The 22,140-nt window shown below is 40.3% G+C and carries 24 protein-coding genes; 14 read left to right on the top strand and 10 right to left on the bottom strand.

The window, feature by feature from the left end:
- Positions 1-325 precede the first annotated feature (325 nt).
- From glyA to serS, 5 genes are all read left to right on the top strand, one after another.
- Positions 326-1,630, top strand: coding sequence for a serine hydroxymethyltransferase (gene glyA / locus L0657_RS17260; protein WP_235152010.1), 1,305 nt, complete (start codon positions 326-328; stop codon positions 1,628-1,630).
- Between the two features lie 255 nt (positions 1,631-1,885).
- A complete protein-coding gene (locus L0657_RS17265; RefSeq protein ID WP_235152011.1) occupies positions 1,886-2,587 on the top strand; it encodes a tetratricopeptide repeat protein in 702 nt (233 codons plus the stop codon).
- A gap of 105 nt (positions 2,588-2,692) precedes the next feature.
- Complete coding sequence (gene ribH, locus L0657_RS17270; protein WP_235152012.1) at positions 2,693-3,193, top strand: 6,7-dimethyl-8-ribityllumazine synthase; 501 nt, start codon at positions 2,693-2,695, stop codon at positions 3,191-3,193.
- A 215-nt stretch (positions 3,194-3,408) separates the two neighbouring features.
- Entirely contained in the window at positions 3,409-4,767 is a 1,359-nt protein-coding gene (locus L0657_RS17275; protein ID WP_235152013.1) for an aspartate kinase, read from the top strand.
- A gap of 81 nt (positions 4,768-4,848) precedes the next feature.
- The gene (gene serS, locus L0657_RS17280; RefSeq protein ID WP_235152014.1) at positions 4,849-6,141 is read left to right on the top strand and encodes a serine--tRNA ligase; all 1,293 of its coding nucleotides are present in this window, start codon (positions 4,849-4,851) and stop codon (positions 6,139-6,141) included.
- A gap of 52 nt (positions 6,142-6,193) precedes the next feature.
- On the opposite strand, the gene L0657_RS17285 is transcribed toward serS, so the two are convergent.
- The 3 genes from L0657_RS17285 to L0657_RS17295 form a co-directional block, all read right to left on the bottom strand.
- Positions 6,194-7,525, bottom strand: a complete 1,332-nt coding sequence (locus tag L0657_RS17285; protein ID WP_235152015.1) for a MutS-related protein — start codon at positions 7,523-7,525, stop codon at positions 6,194-6,196.
- A gap of 83 nt (positions 7,526-7,608) precedes the next feature.
- Positions 7,609-8,865, bottom strand: coding sequence for a hypothetical protein (locus tag L0657_RS17290; RefSeq protein WP_235152016.1), 1,257 nt, complete (start codon positions 8,863-8,865; stop codon positions 7,609-7,611).
- On the bottom strand, positions 8,862-10,133 hold the full coding sequence (locus L0657_RS17295) for a hypothetical protein (protein ID WP_235152017.1): 1,272 nt from the start codon (positions 10,131-10,133) through the stop codon (positions 8,862-8,864). Before L0657_RS17295 ends, L0657_RS17290 begins: the two co-directional genes overlap by 4 nt.
- Before the next feature lie 223 nt (positions 10,134-10,356).
- On the opposite strand from L0657_RS17295, the gene L0657_RS17300 reads away from it, so the two are divergent.
- The 3 genes from L0657_RS17300 (at position 10,357) to L0657_RS17310 (ending at position 13,498) form a co-directional block, all read left to right on the top strand.
- Entirely contained in the window at positions 10,357-11,496 is a 1,140-nt protein-coding gene (locus L0657_RS17300; RefSeq protein WP_235152645.1) for an acyl-CoA dehydrogenase, read from the top strand.
- Positions 11,497-11,669: 173 nt separating this feature from the next.
- The gene (locus L0657_RS17305; protein WP_090336674.1) at positions 11,670-12,599 is read left to right on the top strand and encodes an AraC family transcriptional regulator; all 930 of its coding nucleotides are present in this window, start codon (positions 11,670-11,672) and stop codon (positions 12,597-12,599) included.
- A 191-nt stretch (positions 12,600-12,790) separates the two neighbouring features.
- A complete protein-coding gene (locus L0657_RS17310; protein ID WP_235152018.1) occupies positions 12,791-13,498 on the top strand; it encodes a porin family protein in 708 nt (235 codons plus the stop codon).
- 61 nt (positions 13,499-13,559) lie between these two features.
- On the opposite strand, the gene L0657_RS17315 is transcribed toward L0657_RS17310, so the two are convergent.
- Complete coding sequence (locus L0657_RS17315) at positions 13,560-13,994, bottom strand: nuclear transport factor 2 family protein (protein WP_235152019.1); 435 nt, start codon at positions 13,992-13,994, stop codon at positions 13,560-13,562.
- A gap of 245 nt (positions 13,995-14,239) precedes the next feature.
- Between L0657_RS17315 and L0657_RS17320 the strand changes: the two genes are divergently transcribed.
- From L0657_RS17320 to L0657_RS17345, 6 genes are all read left to right on the top strand, one after another.
- Entirely contained in the window at positions 14,240-14,605 is a 366-nt protein-coding gene (locus L0657_RS17320) for a hypothetical protein (RefSeq protein WP_235152020.1), read from the top strand.
- Between the two features lie 390 nt (positions 14,606-14,995).
- Complete coding sequence (locus L0657_RS17325; RefSeq protein ID WP_235152021.1) at positions 14,996-15,244, top strand: DUF433 domain-containing protein; 249 nt, start codon at positions 14,996-14,998, stop codon at positions 15,242-15,244.
- Complete coding sequence (locus L0657_RS17330; protein WP_235152022.1) at positions 15,241-15,576, top strand: DUF5615 family PIN-like protein; 336 nt, start codon at positions 15,241-15,243, stop codon at positions 15,574-15,576. Before L0657_RS17325 ends, L0657_RS17330 begins: the two co-directional genes overlap by 4 nt.
- A 107-nt stretch (positions 15,577-15,683) precedes the next feature.
- The gene (locus L0657_RS17335; RefSeq protein ID WP_235152646.1) at positions 15,684-15,920 is read left to right on the top strand and encodes a nucleotidyltransferase family protein; all 237 of its coding nucleotides are present in this window, start codon (positions 15,684-15,686) and stop codon (positions 15,918-15,920) included.
- 70 nt (positions 15,921-15,990) lie between these two features.
- On the top strand, positions 15,991-16,143 hold the full coding sequence (locus L0657_RS17340; protein WP_235152023.1) for a hypothetical protein: 153 nt from the start codon (positions 15,991-15,993) through the stop codon (positions 16,141-16,143).
- Between the two features lie 395 nt (positions 16,144-16,538).
- Positions 16,539-18,281, top strand: a complete 1,743-nt coding sequence (locus L0657_RS17345; protein ID WP_235152024.1) for an SWIM zinc finger domain-containing protein — start codon at positions 16,539-16,541, stop codon at positions 18,279-18,281.
- Between the two features lie 13 nt (positions 18,282-18,294).
- Here the strand turns inward: L0657_RS17345 and nadD are convergent, their stop codons facing one another.
- From nadD to mreC, 6 genes are all read right to left on the bottom strand, one after another.
- Positions 18,295-18,867 carry a nicotinate (nicotinamide) nucleotide adenylyltransferase gene (gene nadD, locus L0657_RS17350; RefSeq protein ID WP_235152025.1) on the bottom strand — a complete coding sequence of 191 codons (573 nt, stop codon included), beginning with the start codon at positions 18,865-18,867 and terminating at the stop codon, positions 18,295-18,297.
- Between the two features lie 110 nt (positions 18,868-18,977).
- Complete coding sequence (gmk, locus tag L0657_RS17355) at positions 18,978-19,547, bottom strand: guanylate kinase (protein WP_235152026.1); 570 nt, start codon at positions 19,545-19,547, stop codon at positions 18,978-18,980.
- Between the two features lie 10 nt (positions 19,548-19,557).
- Positions 19,558-19,848 (bottom strand): phosphohydrolase, encoded by a 291-nt coding sequence (locus L0657_RS17360; protein WP_235152027.1) that lies wholly within the window; start codon positions 19,846-19,848, stop codon positions 19,558-19,560.
- A gap of 87 nt (positions 19,849-19,935) precedes the next feature.
- A complete protein-coding gene (locus L0657_RS17365; protein WP_090336699.1) occupies positions 19,936-20,535 on the bottom strand; it encodes a sigma-70 family RNA polymerase sigma factor in 600 nt (199 codons plus the stop codon).
- 227 nt (positions 20,536-20,762) lie between these two features.
- Complete coding sequence (locus L0657_RS17370) at positions 20,763-21,233, bottom strand: SoxR reducing system RseC family protein (RefSeq protein WP_235152028.1); 471 nt, start codon at positions 21,231-21,233, stop codon at positions 20,763-20,765.
- 29 nt (positions 21,234-21,262) lie between these two features.
- Positions 21,263-22,102 carry a rod shape-determining protein MreC gene (gene mreC / locus L0657_RS17375; protein ID WP_235152029.1) on the bottom strand — a complete coding sequence of 280 codons (840 nt, stop codon included), beginning with the start codon at positions 22,100-22,102 and terminating at the stop codon, positions 21,263-21,265.
- Positions 22,103-22,140: the final 38 nt, after the last annotated feature.

Consider the following 22,140-nt stretch of genomic DNA (forward strand, 5'->3'; position numbering starts at 1 on the left):
ATCAAGAGTTTAGTAAGAATGAACTGGAATAGCCGGTTTAGAAAATTCTTTAAATCCTTCTGATAAATTTAATCATAATAAGACGAACCAGATAGGGAAGCTTAAAGTTATGATAAAAATATTGCGCGTAAAATTACAACAGAAAGTGAATATTATTAAAATAATTTAAAAATAACTTTTGTGCAATTAGATTAAGGGTGCTCGTACACGCATACGCTTCAAGACTATTTCATGATAAAGTGTATGTTAAAATTTCATTACCAAATAATCTATTGTATTTTTGTACCCTGTTAGAAAAATATCACATCATTTCAAGAGAAATACCATGTCTACACTCACAAGCGTCGTACGTGATACCCAAGTTTTTGACCTTATTAATAAAGAAAAACATCGTCAGGAATCAGGTATCGAGCTGATTGCTTCCGAAAATTTTACATCCAAGCAAGTGATGGAAGCGTCAGGAAGTGTGCTTACCAATAAGTATGCAGAAGGTCTTCCGGGCAAGCGTTACTACGGTGGCTGTGAAGTAGTTGATGAAATTGAACAAATTGCTATTGACCGTTTGAAAGAGTTATTCGGTGCAACATGGGCAAATGTTCAGCCTCACTCGGGTGCTCAGGCAAATATGGCGGTTTTTGTGGCCTGTTTGAATCCTGGTGATAAGATCATGGGTTTCAACCTTGCACACGGAGGTCACCTTTCTCACGGGTCTCCGGTAAACATTTCAGGTAAATATTTCCAACCGGTATTTTACGGCGTAGAAGCGGAAACAGGCCTTATCAACTGGGACAAAGTGGAAGAAACTGCGTTGAAGGAACGTCCGAAATTGTTGATCTGCGGTGCGTCTGCATATAGCCGTGACTGGGATTATGAAAGGCTTCGTAACATTGCTGACCAGATCGGAGCCATTCTTTTGGCTGATATTTCTCACCCGGCTGCGCTTATCGCAAAAGGTTTGTTGAATGATCCTATGGGACATTGCCATATTGTTACCACAACAACGCATAAAACATTGCGCGGACCTCGCGGTGGTGTCATCATGATGCGTGACGATTTTGAAAACCCTTTCGGTATCACAACACAAAAAGGACAACTTCGTACCATGTCATCTTTGCTTGATTCAGGTGTTTTCCCTGGAACACAAGGCGGACCGTTAGAACATATTATTGCTGCCAAAGCGGTTGCTTTTGGTGAGGCGCTTAGCGAAGGATATTATAATTACGCTGTGCAGGTTGCTAAAAATGCACAAGCCATGGCAAAAGCATTTGTAGAAAAAGGATATCAGATTATTTCTGGTGGAACAGACAATCACTTGATGCTGATTGACTTGCGAACTAAAAATGGAATTGCTTCTGGTCTTACCGGGAAACTTGCTGAAAATACTTTGATCAAGGCTGATATCACGATCAACAAAAATATGGTGCCTTTCGATGACAAATCTCCGATGGTAACTTCGGGTATGCGTGTAGGATCGGCCGCTATGACTTCACGTGGATTGCTTGAAACTGATATGGAGCGCATCGTCGATCTGATCGATACAGTTTTGGTTAACCATGATCAGGATACAAAAATTGCAGCTGTGAAACAGGAGATCAATAACTGGATGACTCAGTATCCACTGTACAGCTAATTTATAGTAATTTATAAGAAATTCAACTGCGTAACGTTACTGATAATGTAATTGTTACGCAGTTTTCTTTTTGTCTGGAAAAGATTTTTTAACTTATTTTCAAAGCAGGAATTGTGGCGAAAAAATAAAAAATCAAACAAAAAGTTAATATAATAAAGAACAGCTATTTAAGCTGACTGTAAAGAATTGTGCGAGAAGTGTTTTGACTTAAATAAGTTTTCATAACTTTGCACTCCAAAATACGAATTAATTGATATGAGCAAGAAAATTACGGACGAGTCCGGGCTTGAAATTATTGAAACTCCGGAAGCGTTAGCAGGCCAGATCAATAAGGCTGAAGTTTTTTTCCTTAAAAATCGCAAAGTACTGATAGGTATCGGAGGAGCAATCCTTGTGGCAGTAGTAGCGTTTGCGGGATATCGTTTTTATATAGATGGACAAGAAGGAACGGCACAAAATGCACTTTCCTCTGTGGTTTATGACTTCGAGGCTGATTCTTTGTCAAAAGCATTGAACGGAAGCGGAGGAAACGAAGGACTTTTGTCTATTGCTGATAGCTATAAAGGTACAGACGCTGCGAATCTTGCAAACTTTTACGCAGGTGTTGCTTTGCTGAAGCAAGGAAAATACGACGATGCAATCAGTCACCTTGAATCCTTCAGTTCTTCTGATCTGTTGGTTCATGCGCGTGCTCAATCATTGATCGGTGATGCATATCTTGAAAAAAATCAGCCAGCTGAGGCTATTTCTTATTACAAGAAGGCGGCTGACAACGATAAAAACGAATTTTTTACACCAGTTTATTTAATGAAGCTTGCACTCGCTCAAGAAAAGGCGAACCAGGCTGCTGATGCTATTGCTTCCTATAAACGTATTATCGAAGAATTCCCACTTTCATCGGAAGTTGTGAATGCTAAGAAATATATGGGATTGTTAGAGGGACAAGTCGGCAAATAAATGGTAATACATTATTGTTCCAAAAAAGGATAAAGCCGACACTGGTTTTATCCTTTTTTTATATAAAATATTTTGACTCATAATCGAACATTAACAAGTACTTATATGTCCAGTGCAGATAAAAATCTAAGTGTTTTCAATACGACAGGACTTCCTGATATCAGTAATAAAAAATTCGCGATCGTGGTTGCGGAATGGAACAGCGAGGTCACTGAAAAACTTTTTGAAGGAGCGTATCAGACTTTGATCACTTACGGTGCTTTGGAATCCAACATCGAAAGAGGAAATGTTCCAGGCAGTTTTGAATTAACTCTTGGTGCTCACTGGTTTGCTCAACGCGAAGATATTGATGCTGTGATCGCCTTAGGCGTAGTCATCCAGGGAGAAACAAAACATAATGATTACATCAATCACGCCGTTGCACAAGGCATTACAAACATCAGCATCCAAAATAACAAACCTGTAATTTTCGGTGTCTTGACCCCAAACAACATGGAACAAGCCATCGACAGAGCTGGCGGAGCATTTGGTAACAAAGGTGACGAAGCAGCGATGACGGCCATCAAAATGGTGGGGCTGAAGGATCAGGTTTTTGTCAAGAAATAGTCAGGAGGTGGTCAGGAAATTCACATTTATTGTCAGGTGTAGTAAGAGGTGGGCATTTGTTGCGGCCGCCGCGCGGTCAAGAGTAGTCAGGAAATAGTCAAGATCGTTTTACGAGCAATAACAACATCTGACAACATCTGACAAAAAATGACAATCCCTGACAACTTCCTGACCCTTAAAATTTAGTAAATCAAAAATTTCAATAATTAATAATTATGCAAGTTTGGAAATTTGGCGGCACTTCGGTTGGGAAACCTGAACGTATGCACTCAATCCGTGAACTTCTTTTGACGGATCCAAGTCGGAAAATTGTAGTATTATCTGCTTTGTCGGGTTCAACCAATGCGCTTATCGCAATAGGGGAATCTGCCAAAGCAAATGACGATGCGTCAGCTTCGAAACAGATCGATGATTTGAAAGCACATTACGATGCTTTTATCAAGGAGCTCTTTTCTACCGAAGCAGGTCTTGCCAAGGGACAGGAAATTATTGATAATGAATTTGGATTTATTCGTTCGCTGGTTGGTATCAAACCTTTTGCTTCTAAACAGGAAAAGGAAATTGTTGCGGAGGGTGAATTGTTGAGTACTCAGCTTTTCCAGGGATATCTGGAAGAAGTAGGGGATAATTCTGTGTTACTTCCTGCTTTGGAATTTATGCGTATTGACGCAGATAACGAACCAGAACTTGAAAAAATCGAAGAAAAACTTACTGCGATTTTAGCACAACATCCGGATAAACAAACGATCGTTACCCAGGGGTTTATTTGCAGAAACCCGCGTGAGGAGGTTGATAACCTGAAACGCGGCGGTTCTGATTATACTGCCTCTTTGATCGGCGGTGCCATTCGTGCTGAAGAAATCCAGATATGGACGGATATCGACGGAATGCATAACAACGATCCCCGTATTGTGAAACGCACTTTCCCTATTCGTGAACTTACGTTTGAAGAAGCTGCTGAACTGGCCTATTTTGGTGCAAAAATTCTTCACCCAAGCACGATTACGCCTGCGAAACTTCGTGGTGTACCGGTTCGTTTGAAAAATACAATGCAGCCGGAAGCTCCGGGAACGCTTATCGCCACGCAGTCTTCTGACAGAGAAATAAAAGCGATCGCTGCGAAAGATAATATTACAGCGATATACATTCATTCGACCCGTATGCTGAATGCATATGGCTTCCTGAGACGCGTTTTTGAGATTTTCGAAAAATACAAAACGCCGGTGGATATGATCACTACTTCGGAAGTGTCGGTATCGGTAACAATTGATAATTCAGAACACCTGGAATCGATCACAGCAGAGTTGCGTGAATTTGCCGATCTGGAAGAAAATGACAGCGATCAGAATATTATTTGTGTTGTTGGGAATTTCAGTGCCGACAAAGAAGGAATTGCTTTAAAAGTACTTGACGCGATGAAAAATATACCTATACGAATGATTTCGTATGGTGCTTCGGAGCATAATCTTTCGCTTTTGATTCATTCGAAATACAAAGCAGAAGCGCTTAACGTGCTAAACGAGCGTCTATTTTATTATGAAGATGCGATGAAAGATATTTTCACGGCACCGTGATATTTCACACCTGATCATTTATCCGGCGATTAGCTGTTGGCATTTAGCTAATAGCCAATCGCTAAAAGCTAATAGCCAAACATGTTACAAACAACTTTTATCCGCGAAAACAGAGAACTGACAATCGCCGGATTGACGAAAAAAAATTACAAAGATCCGGAAGCGGCTGTTGACAGGATTATAGAACTTGACCGTCTGCGTCGTGAAACACAGCAGGAGCTTGATGCTGTATTGACGCAATCCAATGCAAAAGCAAAGGAAATTGGTGGCCTGATGAAGGAGGGCAAAAAAGCCGAAGCGGAAATTGCAAAAGGTGAAACGGCTGCTTTGAAAGAAAGGTCGAAATTATTGGAAGAGCAGCATAAGGCAACGGAAGAAGAGTTGTTGGCTGAGCTGGTAAAACTTCCAAATCTTCCGCACGAAAGCGTTCCGGAAGGGCGTACGGCTGAGGATAATGTCAATGAACTGGAAGCAGGTGCGAAACCCGTACTTCCGGAAGGTGCCCAGGCGCATTGGGATCTGATCAAAAAACTGGGCGGAAAACTTGCTCCGATTATTGATTTCGAACTTGGGAATAAAATTACTGCTGCCGGTTTCCCGGTTTACAAAGGAAAAGCGGCCCGTTTGCAACGTGCCATGATAGCTTTCTTTTTGGATGAAGCAGGAAAAGCTGGTTATACCGAAGTGCAGGTTCCGATCCTAATCAATGCAGATTCTGGTTTTGGAACAGGACAATTACCTGACAAGGAAGGCCAGATGTATCATGACGCCCAGGACGATCTTTATCTAATTCCGACGGCAGAAGTTCCGGTGACGAATTTGTACCGTGACGTGATTGTTTCAGAAAACGAATTGCCGGTTAAAAATGTTGCTTATACGCCGTGTTTCCGCCGTGAAGCAGGAAGTTGGGGAGCGCACGTTCGCGGTTTGAACCGGTTGCACCAGTTTGATAAAATTGAAATTGTACAAATCTGTAAACCGGAAGATTCTTATCAGGCTCTGGCGGATATGTCAGATCATGTTAAGGGCTTGCTGGAAAAACTTGAATTGCCTTTCCGTATTCTGCGCCTTTGCGGTGGTGATATGGGCTTTACTTCTGCGCTGACTTTTGATTTTGAAGTTTGGTCGGCCGGACAGGAAAGATGGCTGGAATGTAGCTCTGTTTCTAATTTTGAAACCTACCAGGCAAATCGTTTGAAATTACGTTACAAAACTGCTGATAAGAAAACACAGTTGCTGCATACGCTTAATGGCTCAGCTTTGGCTCTGCCACGCATTCTGGCAGCTTTGTTGGAAAACAACCAGCAAGCAGACGGAACAATCCGTGTACCGGCTGTTTTGGTGCCTTACTGTGGTTTCGATACGATTGAGTAAAATATTATTATTTAGTATAGAATTAGCCTTCACGTTCATTGTGAGGGCTTTTTTATGCACTAACAATTTTTAGTAATTCCGGAATACCTACTTTTTTCAAAATCAACTGCCCGATTTTTTCAGAGGCGACACCTTCTTCAATCTGATAGGTATTCAGGAAATCATTATCCGTAATTACAGTTCTAAAACACCGAAAAGAGATTGAAGGTGAATTACTAAAATTTTCCAACAACTCGTAAAGATGTGTTGACACGAGAAAAACAGAATTTTTTCTTCTGAAAAACCCTTCAATGACAGTTTTCGAACATTGAAAAGCATCTTCCTGATTGGTACCACGAAAAAGTTCGTCGATGATTACAAAGCATTTTTTGCTGGTATGAAGCGCTTCGGCGATCGATTTGATACGCATAATTTCATTGTAAAAATGACTGTAACCTAAATCCAGATTATCGGAAAGGTGTATTGAGGTAAATAGCTGGTCTGAAAACGACAGACGAAGTTTTTTCGCCGGGATCGGCCAGCCGAGATGTGCAAGATATATTGCTACGCCACAAGTCTTCAGGAAAGTAGTTTTTCCGCTTGTATTTGCACCTGTCAGCAAACAGAGCGTTTGCTGATTGCCCAGCTCGAAACTGTTTGGAACAGCATTTGAAATTAAAGGATGCCATATTTTTTCAGCCTGAAATATTATTTCATTTCCAATGAATTCAGGAAAAACGAGATGATGCAATTTCTGGGTTTTAGCAATGGACGCATAAGCATCAAAGGTGTAACAAATGTCGAGGAGGCGGCGGAATGCGTTTTTATTCGTAACCCGGAAATAGTAATCCCGGTAAAATACGGAGGTTAAGGACACATGATTTCCTTTCGTTTTGGTAAAAGAATTTACACTATCAGAGAACAAAAATTCCCGAAGAAATGAAAAGTCTTGCCTCAGTTTTTTTGGTATATCCTCGTCAGTGAATCTGGCAAGCATATCACGCATGCCACGAATAAGTAGTAAAGTCGCAGTCAGGCCACTTTGAACAAAATAAAACTCAGCGGGATTTCGCCAGGAAAATAAAAATGTGTCAACCCAATGTTTGAAAACATCCTGTGACATAGTGTAAGAAATATTGGAAGCATAATAACTTTCACCCGCTGCGATATATGCTCTTGAAACATTCAATTCCCAGCGATCCAGATTATCATGTACAAAGGCGAGGAGCTCTTGAAACGATAAAATTTCTTCAATGCTTTTTTTAGGTATAGCAATCAGCCTTTTCAGCGCATCCTGTCCTCCCTGCGTTCTGGTTTGATCAAAAAAATTCAGGATACTTCTTTCCTGGCTGGTTTTTGGAATGATCTGAAGCTCATGAAGCGTTTGGGTGTCGACAGATTGCATAGTGAAGGTTTTACGATCTTCAAAAGTATGCAGATACCCGGACCCAATTTTCTTAAAAAAACTTAAAATTCAGTAGGTTATGATTATTCAGCGATACCAGCTTTGGCAATTTTTTTTGGAAAAGCAAGCCAAACAAAATATCCGGTCAGGATAATGATACTCACCTGAATCAAATAATCGATAATAGAATCGCTGGAAACGGTAATATCAGACGGACTCAGATAACGCGGCATTCCCAGTCTCCACCAGTAAGAAGGATGGACCACACAAAGAATATTAAAAACAATCAGCAGAAAAACCTGTTTTTTGTTACTCCAATCGATGATATAAAAAACGAGGGGTATTAAAAACAGGAAAATGTAATTGCTGTAGGCGCTTTGCTGGATCACCATCATGGTAGCATACAACACAACCCAGACGCGGGAAAGCATCACACGGAAATCGGCATGCTGCAAACGAAAAGCGGCAAGCGTTGCCAAACCAACAGAAATGACCAGTCCAACCCAGTTCCAGAATTTTTCGCCAACACCGATACCGTCAAAAAACCAGGGATTGATACTGGAAAGAATATTGGGGGCACGTAAAACTTTAGCTTCGTCCATCGGCTGCATGAATTCCATGCCGACGAGCGGATAAAGTATACCAAGCGAGATTATTCCAATGATTACCATCGGAATAAGAAATCTGATCTTTTGTTTTTCGATAAGAAATAGCGGAACCAGTATCAGGACAAAAATGGCTTTGGTCATTAATAAGCCGATAGCCAAAATCACAGCATACCATTCAACACGAACTGTTCTTTCTCTAACCAGATAGGCCAGCACAACGAATAACCACATCCAGACGTCTTCCTGTGCGCCGACGATACACAAAACCAGCGATCCCGGAAGGAGATAATACATTAATGATTTGAATAAAAATGATCCTCGTGACTGAAACGGCCGGAAAAAGTGCCAGGAAAGCCAAAGAGCTACGCCATCCATAACCGCCATTGTAAGAACGATCATTTTCGGACTATACCAGATTTTAAGCCAAATGCCTAAAAAATAAGCATATAAGGGAGAATAGGGCGACCAGAAATCGCGGTAGACAACCTGGCCCATGGATGCTTTGCTGCCTTCATCCCAGAAACCTAGTACGTCCGATGTTGGTGTAATATTGGCAATTAAATAAACCGCAATAAATGGAATAAGCCGGAAAATAATCCAGCCTGTGATAAGAGAAACCCTGACACTCTTACTTTCAAGCCATGCAGAAAGTCTTTTTCGTTGAGAAAAAAGAATAATCAGAAGGAGGATACACGCCAGGCTAAGACCTGTTTTTGCTAGAACTACACTCATGCCACAGCCAGTTTTTCAGAATTTACAACGTTTTGATAAGTCTTCCGCAAAATCCAGATAAAACCTAATACGTTTAGAATTTGTAAAACATATTCAAAAAGATTTGACAGGTTTCCAAACATACCAAAAGATGTATACGAAGGTTGATCAATATAAACCCATACGAAAGGCTGAACAACCGTGAGCCAGTTTACAGCCAGTAATACGATGACGTGCCAGGTTTTTCTGATATCAATAACGTCAAAAAGAACAGCCATTAAATATGCGATCAGATAAGCACCCATGGCACTGGCCTGGAAAATCATCATACAAACAAATACAGCGATGAAAATTCCGGGAAGGATTTCGCTGATATGCCTGTGGCGCGCTTTGAATGCCATGAAAGCCGGAATAAAAATGGTAAACAGCAACCCGATCCAGTTGATCATGGTCGATTTTTTCTCGTTGATATGAATAAACAATTCAACAAACGGACGACTTATAGAGAATAAATTTGGCGTCATCAATTGTTCGGTATGCTGAATCGGCATCAAAAACAGATCGCCAATCTGCCAGTATAAAAACCCAACCGCCGGAATTCCGACTGCTGCCATCACTAAAAGCATTTTGACCGGCTTTTTCACAACTACTAAAACGGCAGGAAGCAGAAATATAAACGTCACTTTTATGGTCAGCAAAGTCAGTGCAAAAAGCAGCCCTGCGCCAACTTCATAATTTTCTTTATGCTTGATCGTATAACGCCAGATTAGCAACGCGGCTCCCCAAAACCAGACCTCTTCCTGTCCGTCTACGAGAATATACATGAATCCCGCAGGAAGCATCAGGTATATCATGGCATATTGTAATGCCCTGGTATTTCTAACTTTATAGGTTCTGTAAGTAAGCCAGAGAATTACACTTTCCATCAAAACCATAAATAAAACAATCGCACGGGAATTATGCCAGATCCAGACCGGGATGCTTATGATGTAGGCATACAGCGGCGCATGGTATGACCAGAAATCTCGGTATACAAAACCGCCGGCTTTCGCAGCTTCGGCTTTATAGAAAAAGAAGGGAATATCGCCGCGCGGATCTTCATTGACAATCAGGAAAATTCCAATCCATGGAATCAAACGAAGCAAAATAAAACCTGCTGCAAAAACGGCTTTTTCTTTTTCAAGCTGCCATTTTGCAAAAAGTTCGGATCGGCTGATCACCCAGAAAATACCCAGGGTGAGCCCCAGGTTGATGAAAAGCTTGATATAAAAAACGGTAAGAATGGGCATGTTAAAGTAAATGTCTTTTATGAAGTGTGTTGATTTTTGCGGTTTGGGCTCATATCAAGCCGCAAACTTAAGATAACTTTTTTTCAAAATGATCAGCAAAACGCAAAGATTTAATACGTTACAAATTCGTATGCTTGCATACTATTTTACAAAAGTCTATTTTTGAGTTAACCACAATCATAAAAAGCACCTTCTTATGCCATATAACGCACAACTTATCGGGATGGATTTCAATCTGAGTGAGGAACACGAGGCTGTACAATTTGCGGCGCGTGATTTTGCGAAGACAGAGCTTTTGGCAGGAGTAATTGATCGTGATAATCAGCAAAAGTTTGATCCTGCTTTGACCCGAAAAATGGGTGATTTAGGTTTTTTGAGCATGATGGTGTTGCCGAAATATGGCGGAGGAGGTATGGACACACTTTCATATGTGATTGCGATGGAGGAAATTTCCAAAGTGGATGCTTCGGCATCTGTAATCATGTCGGTGAATAATTCTCTGGTTTGCTGGGGACTTCAGGCTTATGGAACGGATGCGCAGAAAGAAAAATATCTGACACAGCTCGCGTCCGGAAAAATGGTTGGCGCATTTTGTCTATCAGAGCCGGAAGCCGGTTCGGATGCTACTTCGCAACAAACAACCGCAGTGGATATGGGCGACTATTATTTATTAAACGGCACGAAGAACTGGATCACAAACGGGAGCTCTTCAGAAATATGCCTGGTTATGGCCCAGACGCATCCGGATAAGGGACATAAGGGAATCAACGCGCTTATCGTAGAAAAGGGGGCTGCCGGTTTCTCAGTTGGAAGAAAAGAGGATAAAATGGGGATCCGGGCTTCGGACACGCATACCCTGATGTTTTCGGATGTCAGAGTTCCGAAGGAAAACAGGATAGGAGAAGACGGTTTCGGATTTAAATTTGCCATGACGGTTTTGAATGGCGGAAGAATAGGAATTGCGGCACAGGCGCTGGGTATCGCGGCCGGAGCTTTCGAATTATCTCTAAAATATGCGCAGGAAAGAAAAACTTTTGGAAAACCAATAAGTGACCACCAGGCGATACAATTTAAGCTTGCCGAGATGGCAACGAAAATTGAGGCGGCCAGGATGCTCGTATATAAAGCAGCGAGACTGAAAGATCAGGGGAAAGATTATGTAAAAGCGGCCGCAATGGCGAAATTATATGCATCCGATGTGGCAATGTGGGTGACAACGGAAGCCGTTCAGGTTCACGGGGGTTACGGGTATGTGAAGGAATTTCATGTCGAACGGCTTATGCGCGATGCAAAAATTACACAAATCTATGAAGGTACCTCTGAAATCCAAAAATTAGTGATTGCCCGTGAGTTGCTAAAATAGCTCATTCAGGGCATTTTTCTACATATTGTTCTAAATGAGGTATTAATTTAGTGTAAAAAAGATACTTTTTTTATATATTTTGTTATTACATGCTTGTATTAGTTTTGTACAATTTATTAGATTTGTACAAAAATTGAGTAATCGGTCTTTTCGGCCCTTAAATATATACATGTATGGAAGACTATAATAAGATTATCGAGTCATTGGGAGTTAAGTTTGTGAAGGCACGACACATTCGTATCCTGCAACCTATCACAATCAAGAATTTTTATGATGTACAGAATTCACTTACAATTTTGTACGACGGAGAAGTTTCTTTTGGAAGCGAAGAATCCCATAAGGTAGAAGAGGGCGATATGTTGTTTATCCCAGGCGGAAAACATGCGACTGTTACTTACGGAAACACGCAATCTGCGAAAACCGTATCAAACGAGGAGTTCATGACAAACCGGGATAATTATATAGAAGCCGGACATGACCCTGCTTTAATCGGAAAATTGCCAAATTCGTTTGGTTTGATCTCCTTTGAAGCGAAAGTATTTGATACCGTTAACTTCTTTACCTCTCTGGATGTTCCGCCGTTTTTGATCAAAAGAGACGATCAGATTGCGATCACGATCAACCAGATCCTGACAGAAGATATGCTTGATATTCCTGGTAAAGGACGTATCATTAAAATCAAAACAGAAGAAGTTGTTATCGAAATTATTCGTTACATTCTTAAAAATAAATTGTTTGTTGAACAACTTGTAACAAACAGTACCTATTTCAAAGATCCTCGTTTGATTGACATCTTTGCTTACATCAAAGACAATTTGGGTGGCGATCTATCCAATAAAGTTTTGGCAAACGTTGCAAACGTATCAGAAGATTACGTGGGGCAGTATTTCAAAATGCTGACTGGTATTAACCCACAGGATTATATCGAATATCAGCGTATGGAAAAAGCGGTTGACTTGCTTCGTACATCGAAGAAAAGTATACGCGCTATCGGTTCTGATGTTGGATATAAAGACACAGCTTATTTCTGCCGTCGTTTCAAAATGATGTTTGGTATCCCTGCTGGCAAAATGCGTCGTCGTGAATCGTTGATGAATGTTTAGTATTTGATTATATAATTTTGAGAAATCAGCCGTTCCGAAATGGACGGCTTTTTTTGTGTCCAGGCTGAGCATTTAAATTTTTTCTTGAAATAATTAACCATTTGTTTACATAGAATATGTGATAATTTTATTTCTTTTGGAATAATAATTAAAAAAATAACGCAACAATTTATCTAAAAGCCATGACGATTATGAGGAAATCCCTACGCCAAATTTTTATACTGTCAATTTGTTTTCTGGCGACGACCGTGTCCTGGGCTCAGGTAAGTCTGGGCGTCAGGGGAGGAGCAAATTTTGCCACTTTTGCTGTTGAAGGTGATGATCAGGAGTTTCCTTTCAAGCCAAAGACGGGATTGAACTTTGCTATTTTATTTAATCTTCCTTTGGGTGCTTCAACCAGTATTCAAATCGAACCAGGTTTTTCACAGCGTGGTGCCAGGATTTCCGCAAAGACTAATGAATTTTTTAATAACCAGCAGATCAAAGCAGAGATTGATGGAAAGTTATTGGTGAATTATATTGAAATGCCTGTTCTATTTCAATACAGACCGAAACTGGGCAAACTTGAAGGACTTTTATCTATCGGACCTGAGGTGCGTTTGATGACAGGTAACATAAAAGCCAAATCCAGTTCAAAGGTTTATATTGATGGAGTCTTGGTCAGCGATACCAGCGAAGACGAATCTTACGGTTCAGGAGACGATACGCAAAAATTTGATTTTGGTATGGTTGGTGGTGCCGGGCTTGCATATCCCCTGGGAATCGTAAAAGTGTTTGTCGAGGGTCGTTATCATTTTGGGTTAAGAAATCTAGCGACCACAGACGATGGCGATGATTCCAAAGTTCACAATCGCGGAGCATCAGCTCACATTGGTATACTCGTGCCAATTGGTAAATAATTCTTAAATTAAAATATTATTGAGGAGCCTCCTTTGCGGGAAGCTCCTTTTATTTTGAAACTTACCGGACCGGAGTAAGCTGCACCGTAGAGACTTTCCAACTACCTCCTTTTTTAATCGAGACAACTGTGTAAGTCACCTGGTTTTGGAAATTGTTATTTTCAATCTTCCCTTTGACATTCCAGGTGCCGCTAATCACACCGACATCACCGTAATTTTTTGTGCGGGAACCAGAAATTATTCCTGAATCGACGGTTATGTAACCTTGTGCAACCCCCTGTGCGAGCATATCCCGATCAACTTGCTGACCATCAAAACTGACTATTGAAAAATCATCAGCTAAAATGTCGTTGAGTGCATTAGTATCTTCATCTAATAAGGCTTTGAAAAAAGCATTTGAACATTCAGTAGCATCCTGCGGACGGGAAAAGCTAGCCTGTGCGTATGAACAGAACCCAGCAAGTGTGAGAAAACTTAAAAGCATTATCTTTTTCATCGAAATTCCGTTGATTTTTTAAAGTGTAAGAATATTTTTGGAATCTGATAAAAAGCGTATTCTCCTGCAAGTTTTTTATAAAATGTTTATATAAAAATAATAGTGGGTTACTTTTCCAGCCGATTCGTCATATTCTTTCGAAAAACGGTTTCTTCCCTTATGAATATATGAGTAGATTCGCTTTTGTTTTACAGTGATTGAAGTTTGTAGAAATTGATATGATAAAGATAAAATCATTGCTATCGATGGCGTGCCTTTTTTGGGGACTTGCAGCGTGTTCAACACCTCCGGATACACTTGGTAAGCTCGACTTAAAGAAATGGCGTCAGGATCGTGGAGGATGCAAAAATGAGCGTTCAGATCTGGTTGCGGATCTGAGAGGCGAGCAAAAGCAATTGATGGGAAAGTTTGCCGATGACATTGGGAAAATTCTCGGTAAGCCGGATATACACCAGCTTGGCGCGGGGAATACAAAATTCTATGTCTATTTTCTGGAAAAAGGTCCTCAATGTGACGACATCACAAAAAAATCAGAAGCAAAAAAAGTGATTATGAAGTTTAATGCAATTGGTTTGATGTCTGAGATTACTTATCAGAGTCGGCCGTTGTGATGTTTTCGATTAGGTTTTTTTAAAGTAAGAAGCGAATTAACTTCTGCCTCATGTCTCGGCTCAAAAGTTTTTGAGTTTAGCTTCCAATTGGTGTAGACATACCATTCAAAATCAATAAGATCATCTGTTTCCTGAATTTCGCTTTGTGAGGGATGCCAATGTTTGTCCGGATGTAATAGGCGCACGGCTTTTTAATCAGGACAACATTTTGTCAATTCACCTTCCAGACTAATACCAATGAGATTAGTGAAATATCTTTCTGGATCAGGAATATTATCCAGTGTTAACATTTTCTCGGAAATTTTGACGTCATTGATCCGGTCTAAAGCGCAGTTCTGATATGTATTCCGATCCGAATAATAAGAAGTGAAAAGTTGTATATTTGAGAAAATGAATCTTACAGCTATGCAAAACTGGCAGGAAAAAATCAGTCTCAATCCGGAAATACGTTTTGGGAAACCGTGTATTAAAGGTACGAGAATTACAGTTTGGGATATTTTGGGGTGGCTTGCGAGTGATATGAGCTATGACGAAATAGTAGAAGATTTTCCGGAGTTGACAAAAGGTGATATTCTGGCCGCATTAGCTTTTGCTGCTAATAGGGAAGAGAATACAAAAATTTTGATAACAACGGTATGAAATTTTTATTTGATGAGAACATTTCATTCCGGATCGTCAAACAGGTTAGTAACGCAGTTCCTCAAAGTATTCATGTCAGCCAAAGTGGTTTAAATAAACCACCAACAGATCGCGAAATATGGAGTTATGCCGAGGCCAATAATTTCCTAATCATAACATTTGATGAGGATTTTCAGGACCTTGCAAACGTGAATGGTTTTCCTCCCAAAGTGATTTTATTAAGAACAGGAAACTCATCTACCCGATTCATATCAAAACTACTCATCAATAAATTACCAGACATTCTTCAATTCTATCAAACAGAAGTCTATGGGCTTCTGGAAATATTTTAATTATAACATTCCGGAAATTAACATTTGGACAACAAGGGAAAATTTTAATTGTAAACAGATTTGTTAAGACGATATCGGATTTAGCCGCCATACTACGCAAGGAAAAAATATTTGAGGAGTTTGGCCTTAACAGGCTTGCTGTCTTTGGATCGTTCGCCCAGGAAGAATCTTACCGTGACATAGATATTTTGCTCGAACAAAATATGGACTACAAAATTCGTGAACAGTTGAAAATAAAACTACAAGAAATACTCCATACAAAAGTCGATCTTGTTCACGAAAAATTCGCTGACCCAATTATTGTATATCGGGCTCGTAAAGATTTGAAGTATGTTACAAAGTGAAGCTAGAAATCGGTTCCATCTGCTCGTAATGACCTTCAATAGATTGTTTCCCAAAAAATAGAATTTACCTATGCAAACCCAACTCAAAGGCTTCGGCCTCGAAAAGTTTCGCGTTTTTAAAGATTATACCTGGTTTGATTTCGCTCCGATCACAATTTTAACCTGGACAAATAGCTCAGGGAAAAGTTCTTTGAATAAGGTGTTGATTGCTGATAAAGGATAATTTGAGAAGGGGAATTTACCGCCCTTCTACACAATAATTGGGTGCAGCAAATTAGAGATATGAATAATTCTCTTGTTGCAAGAAATATATGTGCATGCAAGAAAATCAATGAACCCTTAATATAAGCCAGGAGGCTCATTCGGAGCCAAATTCAACCAATCCACATCTCTTTCTATAAACAGATACTCCTCCAGAGTGATTGAATACATGATTTTAGATCCAGGGAAATCGCTATATCTACAATTTGTTCCATAGGGACTTCCTGTTTATAGCAAGTTTACACCCAAACCAACGTTCCAGGCTCCATCGGAGCCGCCTGAAGTGAGCTGACGACTTTTGTAGCAAAGTTCTATTTATTAAATTGGACAGCAATTGAACACAATTAACTCCAATAGATGAACCTTAAAAACTTCCACCAGGAAATCCCCCGGATAATCCTCCAACGCGGAAAAGACTATTACAACGAAGGTGCCGTAATTAGTCTTGAAGAAGAGGAAGCCGGATTATGGAATGCAGCGGTGGAGGGATCAGAGATTTACCATGTGGAAGTGGTGTTGGGGGAAGGTGATGAAATAGATTCGTTTTTATGTGATTGTCCTCATGACGCGGATGTATGCAAGCATATAGCAGCTGTATTTTATGAATTGAAAGACAAGGTTAAGACAATTCAATTGAAGCCGGGAGCAAAGCCAGGAACCGGAGCTTTTGAAGATATTTTAAAAAATCTGACAGAGGCTGAACTGAAAGGCTTTGTAACATATTACGCCAGCGACAACAAGGAATTTAAGCGTCAATTTGCCCTGCATTTTGCCGATAAAAATGCGGGGGTAGATGTTAAAAAACAATATGCCGACCTGGTGAAAAAAGCAATTCGCTCTTCAATGGACAGACGGTTTAAAGATTATTATGCGTCCAATGATTTGGCTCAGGGAATGAACTCAATCCTTGCGAAGGCGAAAAAAGCAATTCTTTTTAATAGTTTTAGCGATGCCTCTGCTATTGTTTGTACAGTATTATCGCATTTGGTAACAGAAGCTGTGCCGAACATCGATGATTCCAGTGGTTACCTTGGAGAAACTATCGCAGATGCCATTTTTTTAATGCAAGAAGTTGCTACGTCCCCGGTTTGTTCACATGAGATCAAAAAAGATCTATTTTTATTTTTGAATAAAGAGCTTAGCAAGGATGTGTATTTTGACTACGGAGATTTCGGTTATGATCTTTTCAATATATTTCGTTCTCTGGCGGTATCGCTTGGGAAGACGGAGGATTTTCTGAAATCTGCCAGTAGGATTAAAATAGACGATTCCGAAGAGGAGAACGATAATTATCGGACTGAATATTTTATCAAGCAGAAATTACTATTGTTCCGGGAAACTGGAAATGTACCTGAACTGGAAAGGCTGATTCTTGAGAACCTAAATTTTGTCGAGGTTAGAAAAGAATACTTACACGAGCTTCTTGAAAGAAAAGACTATATTTCTGCTAAAAAATTAATAGCCGAAGGAATTTCGATTGCTGAAAGTAAGGATCATCCGGGCACTGTTACGGAGTGGAAAAGAAGACTTTTGGAAATTGCTTTTGCCGAAGGCGATTTGCAGGCGATCAGACATTATACGATTGAATTTGCCTTTGATCAGGGATTTGATGTAACGTATTATCATGCCTGGAAAAACACGTTTCAAGAATCAGAACGGGAAGCTGCGTTTTTTAAGTTAGTAGCAAAACTTACTTCGGATATTAATGTCCAGGCCAGGGAACATCTCCATCATTCATGGTGGTCACCCAGTTATCACTTGTTAAAAATGCTGGCCCCATTGTATGTTGAGGAAAAAAAGTGGGAAAGTCTTTATAGGGTAGTAGAATCATATCCAAGACTGGACCTGCTTTTTGAATATCTCCCGCATCTCTCGCCAAGATTTGAGTCTGAGCTTGCAGATCTTTTCGTTCCGGCACTAATTATTGAGGGTGACAAGGCTAATTCCCGTCGGGAATATGCCAATCTGGCTTATCAAATGCTGGAAATTATTGAGCAAATGCCTGGAAGCCGATCGAAAATTATTGAAGCTGTACAATTGCTCCGGTCAAAATATCCTAAACGTTCGGCCATGATTGATGAACTAAAAAAAGTCAGGTAACCGGCAAGAACTATCAAAGATAAAATTTCTTTAACCGGATCATTTCTTCAACCGGCTCAGAAACCATATATCGAATTGATTTACCACTTTTCAGACAAGCCCTCAAATACGTGGCAGAAATATCTAACAGGGGAGCTTCAACAAACTTTACCGAAGCGTGGTTTTTGAAATTGTGAGGTGCGGAATTTGGTCTTGGGTATACGTATAAGCCCACATATTCCAGAATTTTATCATAATTTTTCCAGTTGGGAAACTGAGCCAGATTATCTTCACCCATTATCAGTTTGAACTCATGCTGGGGGAACTTTTCCTGCATTCTGATCAAAGTATCAATGGTATAACTTGGTTTAGGCATATGAAATTCAACGTCTGTTACTTTCAACAATGCGTTGTCGGCAACAGCTCTGGAAACCAGATCATAACGGTCAAATTCGTGAAGTAAACTGCTATTTTTTTTAAAGGGATTTTGCGGGCTCACCACAAACCAAACCTGTTCCAGATCCGTTGCCGTCACCATCGTATTGGCAATAATTAAATGTCCAATGTGAATCGGATTGAAGGATCCAAAAAACAGACCAATTTTCATAAATTACTAATAGGAAATTGTAATAGATAGAGGAGAATTTAGGGAAGTATTATCAGCTATCATAATTACATGACAAAACTGACAATATACTGACAGCAGCATGACATTGATCAGGAATGAATAAAATGTGTAATCAGGGCTTCTGCTTTTGCAAGTGCTTCATCCAGATTATCATTCACAAGTACTGTATCAAACTCCTGTTCGAAACTTTGTTCGTAACGAACTTTTGCTAAGCGTGTTGCCAGCGTTTCGGGTGTTTCTGTACCACGGCTGTTAAGTCTTCGCTGAATTTCTTCTTCCGAAGAAACTTTTACAAACACAGCCAATGCACTTTCGTCGTATGCTTCTTTAAGTTTAAGGCCACCCTTGACATCCACATCGAAAACTACATGTTTTCCTTCATCCCAGAGCCTTTGAATTTCTGATTTCAGTGTTCCATAATAATTACCGGCATAAACTTCCTCCCATTCAGCAAATTCCTGATTTGCAATGCGCTGGCGGAAATCTTCAATAGATAGAAAATAGTAATCTTTTCCATCTACCTCATATTCACGCTGCGAACGCGTGCATGCTGAAACTGAAAACGCTAACTGCGAGGAATACTTGCTTAAAAGATGCCGGACTATTGTGGTCTTCCCAGAACCTGATGGGGCAGAAAATATGATAAGCTTTCCTTTCACGCTAACCGGATTAACTATTTACTTTGGTCAAAATAGTATCCATGATACTCTGAGGGCAAGGTTTTTTCACAAGTTTAAGACTTAATGACTCCTTAATGCATTTTTCAAGACGATAAGCCTCGATACAGGGAAGGCATTTATCCATGTTTTCCCTGAAATGGTCCTTTTCTGCTTCCGTAGCTTCGTCATCAAGTATCGACTGAATGATTTTCATGCATTCAGCATGATGCTCGCAACTTTGCTTCATGGTTTGTTTTTGCGCTTCTTCTGTAACAGAAGGCGTATGGGAAGATGCATTCATCACAAATTATGCTGGTAAATTGATTGTTGGAATATATATGTACGACTGTACCCTATAACCCAATAGTACATAAAAAAAGTTCAGAGGTTATGAATCATAACCCATTGAACTAGCATAACTTTTAAGTTTTTCCTTCAAAAGATTACGGGCGCGGTGAAGTCTTGACCGAACCGTTCCGATTGGAATATCCAGGATTTTTGCCATCTCTTCATAAGTGAATCCTTCGATATCACAAAGAATAATAACTGTACGAAAATCAACCGGCAGCGCGTTTAGTGCATTGGCCACTTCATCCCCGATTAATTCCTGGACCGCATCAGCACGAAGATCGACAGTATAAGTCGTGTCCGATGCCTCTTCCGAGTTGTAAGTAGTTTCTACTTCCTGGTAATCAACTTTTGAAGGTTCTTTGCTTTTTTTACGATAGTCGTTGATAAAGCTGTTTTTCAGGATACGAAAAAGCCATGCTTTAGCATTTGTACCCTGCTCAAAAGAAGAAATAAACCGGAAAGCTTTTAGGTAAGTGTCCTGCACCAAGTCATTTGCATCGTCCTCGTCCATGGTTAGGCGGAAGGCGAAGTTGTACATGGAGTCTATGTGTGGCATGAATTCACGGTTGAAAATCTCATATCTGAGATCATCTGTGTATCCATTAGTGGTGATTGATTCTGACATGGCAACTGACATAGGAATGCTGAATTTACAAAGATTATCAACAGCTCCAAATCGTACAAAGCAAATTTTGATGAACGGCAGTTATAAGTTAGTGAACTGTCGTTATTTCGGGATGCACATTTTTTCGCTGAAAGGACTTTACCTAACACTGGCTGACGTAAAATTTTACGATTTGCCGCTTATTCATGTATAAACATCAATTTTCGAGCCACTAAATCCGGCACGGTCAAAATGTCAGGCTAACGTCTTGAAAAAAGTTCCAAGAGCACTATCATTAGCATGGTGAAGAGGGTACTTGCTGCGATTCGGAGCAGCGTATGCAATATCATGCCAAAATTATTTATTTCCATTAGAAAAAGCATCGAATGATGAATAAAAATCAAAGGCAAGATATAGGCAAGGAACGCGCCGATTCCCTGGCTTCTAATACCGATATCAACGCGGTCAGCTCCTTTTGATTCCATCTGATAATGGATCAAAAAAGGTCTGAGATAAGCAATCAAAACCGTGGCTGCAGCGTGCATTCCAAACGTATTCGAAAATATATCAACTGTAAAACCAATGGCAAAACCGATAAATAAAAGATACATCCGGCTGATCTCTGCCGGAAGAATTAAAATGCCGGCGATGTAAACAAAACAGAATGCATAGTTGAACAAAACCATGTTGCGCATGAAGAATATCTGCAGCAGCAGGTAGAGTATTACCATCAAACTATATTGTATTGCCTCACGTAAACTCATTGGCGATCTCCTAAGCGTTGTTTTAAAGTTTCCTGTTCCCCAAGCTGACGATTTTTCACCACATAGACGTAAGATAGGTTTCTAAAGTCGGTCGCCAGTTCCAGGATAATATTGTAAAAAGTTTGATCCGGATGAACTGTGACAGATTTTACCTTGCCAACCATGATTCCTGGAGGGAAAACAGAATTCACATTAGAAGTTACAGCTGAGTCTCCTTTATAAACTTTCGTATATCGGGACACATCAACCATGTCTATAAAATTAGGATCTTTTCCGGGCCATTTAGCTGTCCCAATCTCATTGCTTCTTACCAGTTTGGACGAAACCATAAACTGAGGATGCAGGATGGATGTAATGATTGAATAATTCTTCGAGCAGAAACGTACCTTTCCAACAACACCGGTGGCAGAAATCACGCCCATATCCGGCTCAATTCCGTCTGCAGAACCCTTATCAATCGTGATGTAATTATTAGCCCGGTTGGTTTCGTTGTCAACTACCTTCGCAACGGTGTAAGTAAATCTGGAATTAAAAGCAGAATCAGGTACATAACCTGCTGGGGCGTCCTTTGCATTTTTCTGGCTTAAAGTAGCTACCAGAGCGTTCAGCCGCGCATTCTCATTAGCAAGATCAGAATTAATTTCTCCCAAACGCGTATACTCCCGGGCTGAATTAGAAAAAGCCAGCGTTTTTGCAACGTAGTAGTTGGAGGTATTAAAATAAGTTGCGCCCCAATAAGAATTACTGCGCACGATCAGCCATCCGCTGAAAACTTCCAGCAAAATGAACACCAAAAAAAACCGATTCCGGGCAACGAAATCTACGAGTTGAAGCATGGGCTAATGTGTTCACACGCAGCAAGTCAGTTACAGGT

Source organism: Dyadobacter sp. CY345 (assembly GCF_021502725.1).
In the GTDB taxonomy this organism is placed as follows: domain Bacteria; phylum Bacteroidota; class Bacteroidia; order Cytophagales; family Spirosomataceae; genus Dyadobacter.

Excerpts from the sequence above, each read along its gene's own strand:
- glyA (WP_235152010.1), top strand. The coding sequence starts at position 326 with ATGTCTACACTCACAAGCGTCGTACGTGATACCCAAGTTTTTGACCTT.
- L0657_RS17265 (WP_235152011.1), top strand. The coding sequence starts at position 1,886 with ATGAGCAAGAAAATTACGGACGAGTCCGGGCTTGAAATTATTGAAACT.
- ribH (WP_235152012.1), top strand. The coding sequence starts at position 2,693 with ATGTCCAGTGCAGATAAAAATCTAAGTGTTTTCAATACGACAGGACTT.
- L0657_RS17275 (WP_235152013.1), top strand. The coding sequence starts at position 3,409 with ATGCAAGTTTGGAAATTTGGCGGCACTTCGGTTGGGAAACCTGAACGT.
- serS (WP_235152014.1), top strand. The coding sequence starts at position 4,849 with ATGTTACAAACAACTTTTATCCGCGAAAACAGAGAACTGACAATCGCC.
- L0657_RS17285 (WP_235152015.1), bottom strand. The coding sequence starts at position 7,525 with ATGCAATCTGTCGACACCCAAACGCTTCATGAGCTTCAGATCATTCCA.
- L0657_RS17290 (WP_235152016.1), bottom strand. The coding sequence starts at position 8,865 with ATGAGTGTAGTTCTAGCAAAAACAGGTCTTAGCCTGGCGTGTATCCTC.
- L0657_RS17295 (WP_235152017.1), bottom strand. The coding sequence starts at position 10,133 with ATGCCCATTCTTACCGTTTTTTATATCAAGCTTTTCATCAACCTGGGG.
- L0657_RS17300 (WP_235152645.1), top strand. The coding sequence starts at position 10,357 with ATGGATTTCAATCTGAGTGAGGAACACGAGGCTGTACAATTTGCGGCG.
- L0657_RS17305 (WP_090336674.1), top strand. The coding sequence starts at position 11,670 with ATGGAAGACTATAATAAGATTATCGAGTCATTGGGAGTTAAGTTTGTG.
- L0657_RS17310 (WP_235152018.1), top strand. The coding sequence starts at position 12,791 with ATGAGGAAATCCCTACGCCAAATTTTTATACTGTCAATTTGTTTTCTG.
- L0657_RS17315 (WP_235152019.1), bottom strand. The coding sequence starts at position 13,994 with ATGAAAAAGATAATGCTTTTAAGTTTTCTCACACTTGCTGGGTTCTGT.
- L0657_RS17320 (WP_235152020.1), top strand. The coding sequence starts at position 14,240 with ATGGCGTGCCTTTTTTGGGGACTTGCAGCGTGTTCAACACCTCCGGAT.
- L0657_RS17325 (WP_235152021.1), top strand. The coding sequence starts at position 14,996 with ATGAATCTTACAGCTATGCAAAACTGGCAGGAAAAAATCAGTCTCAAT.
- L0657_RS17330 (WP_235152022.1), top strand. The coding sequence starts at position 15,241 with ATGAAATTTTTATTTGATGAGAACATTTCATTCCGGATCGTCAAACAG.
- L0657_RS17340 (WP_235152023.1), top strand. The coding sequence starts at position 15,991 with ATGCAAACCCAACTCAAAGGCTTCGGCCTCGAAAAGTTTCGCGTTTTT.
- L0657_RS17345 (WP_235152024.1), top strand. The coding sequence starts at position 16,539 with ATGAACCTTAAAAACTTCCACCAGGAAATCCCCCGGATAATCCTCCAA.
- nadD (WP_235152025.1), bottom strand. The coding sequence starts at position 18,867 with ATGAAAATTGGTCTGTTTTTTGGATCCTTCAATCCGATTCACATTGGA.
- L0657_RS17360 (WP_235152027.1), bottom strand. The coding sequence starts at position 19,848 with ATGAATGCATCTTCCCATACGCCTTCTGTTACAGAAGAAGCGCAAAAA.
- L0657_RS17365 (WP_090336699.1), bottom strand. The coding sequence starts at position 20,535 with ATGTCAGTTGCCATGTCAGAATCAATCACCACTAATGGATACACAGAT.
- L0657_RS17370 (WP_235152028.1), bottom strand. The coding sequence starts at position 21,233 with ATGGTAATACTCTACCTGCTGCTGCAGATATTCTTCATGCGCAACATG.
- mreC (WP_235152029.1), bottom strand. The coding sequence starts at position 22,102 with ATGCTTCAACTCGTAGATTTCGTTGCCCGGAATCGGTTTTTTTTGGTG.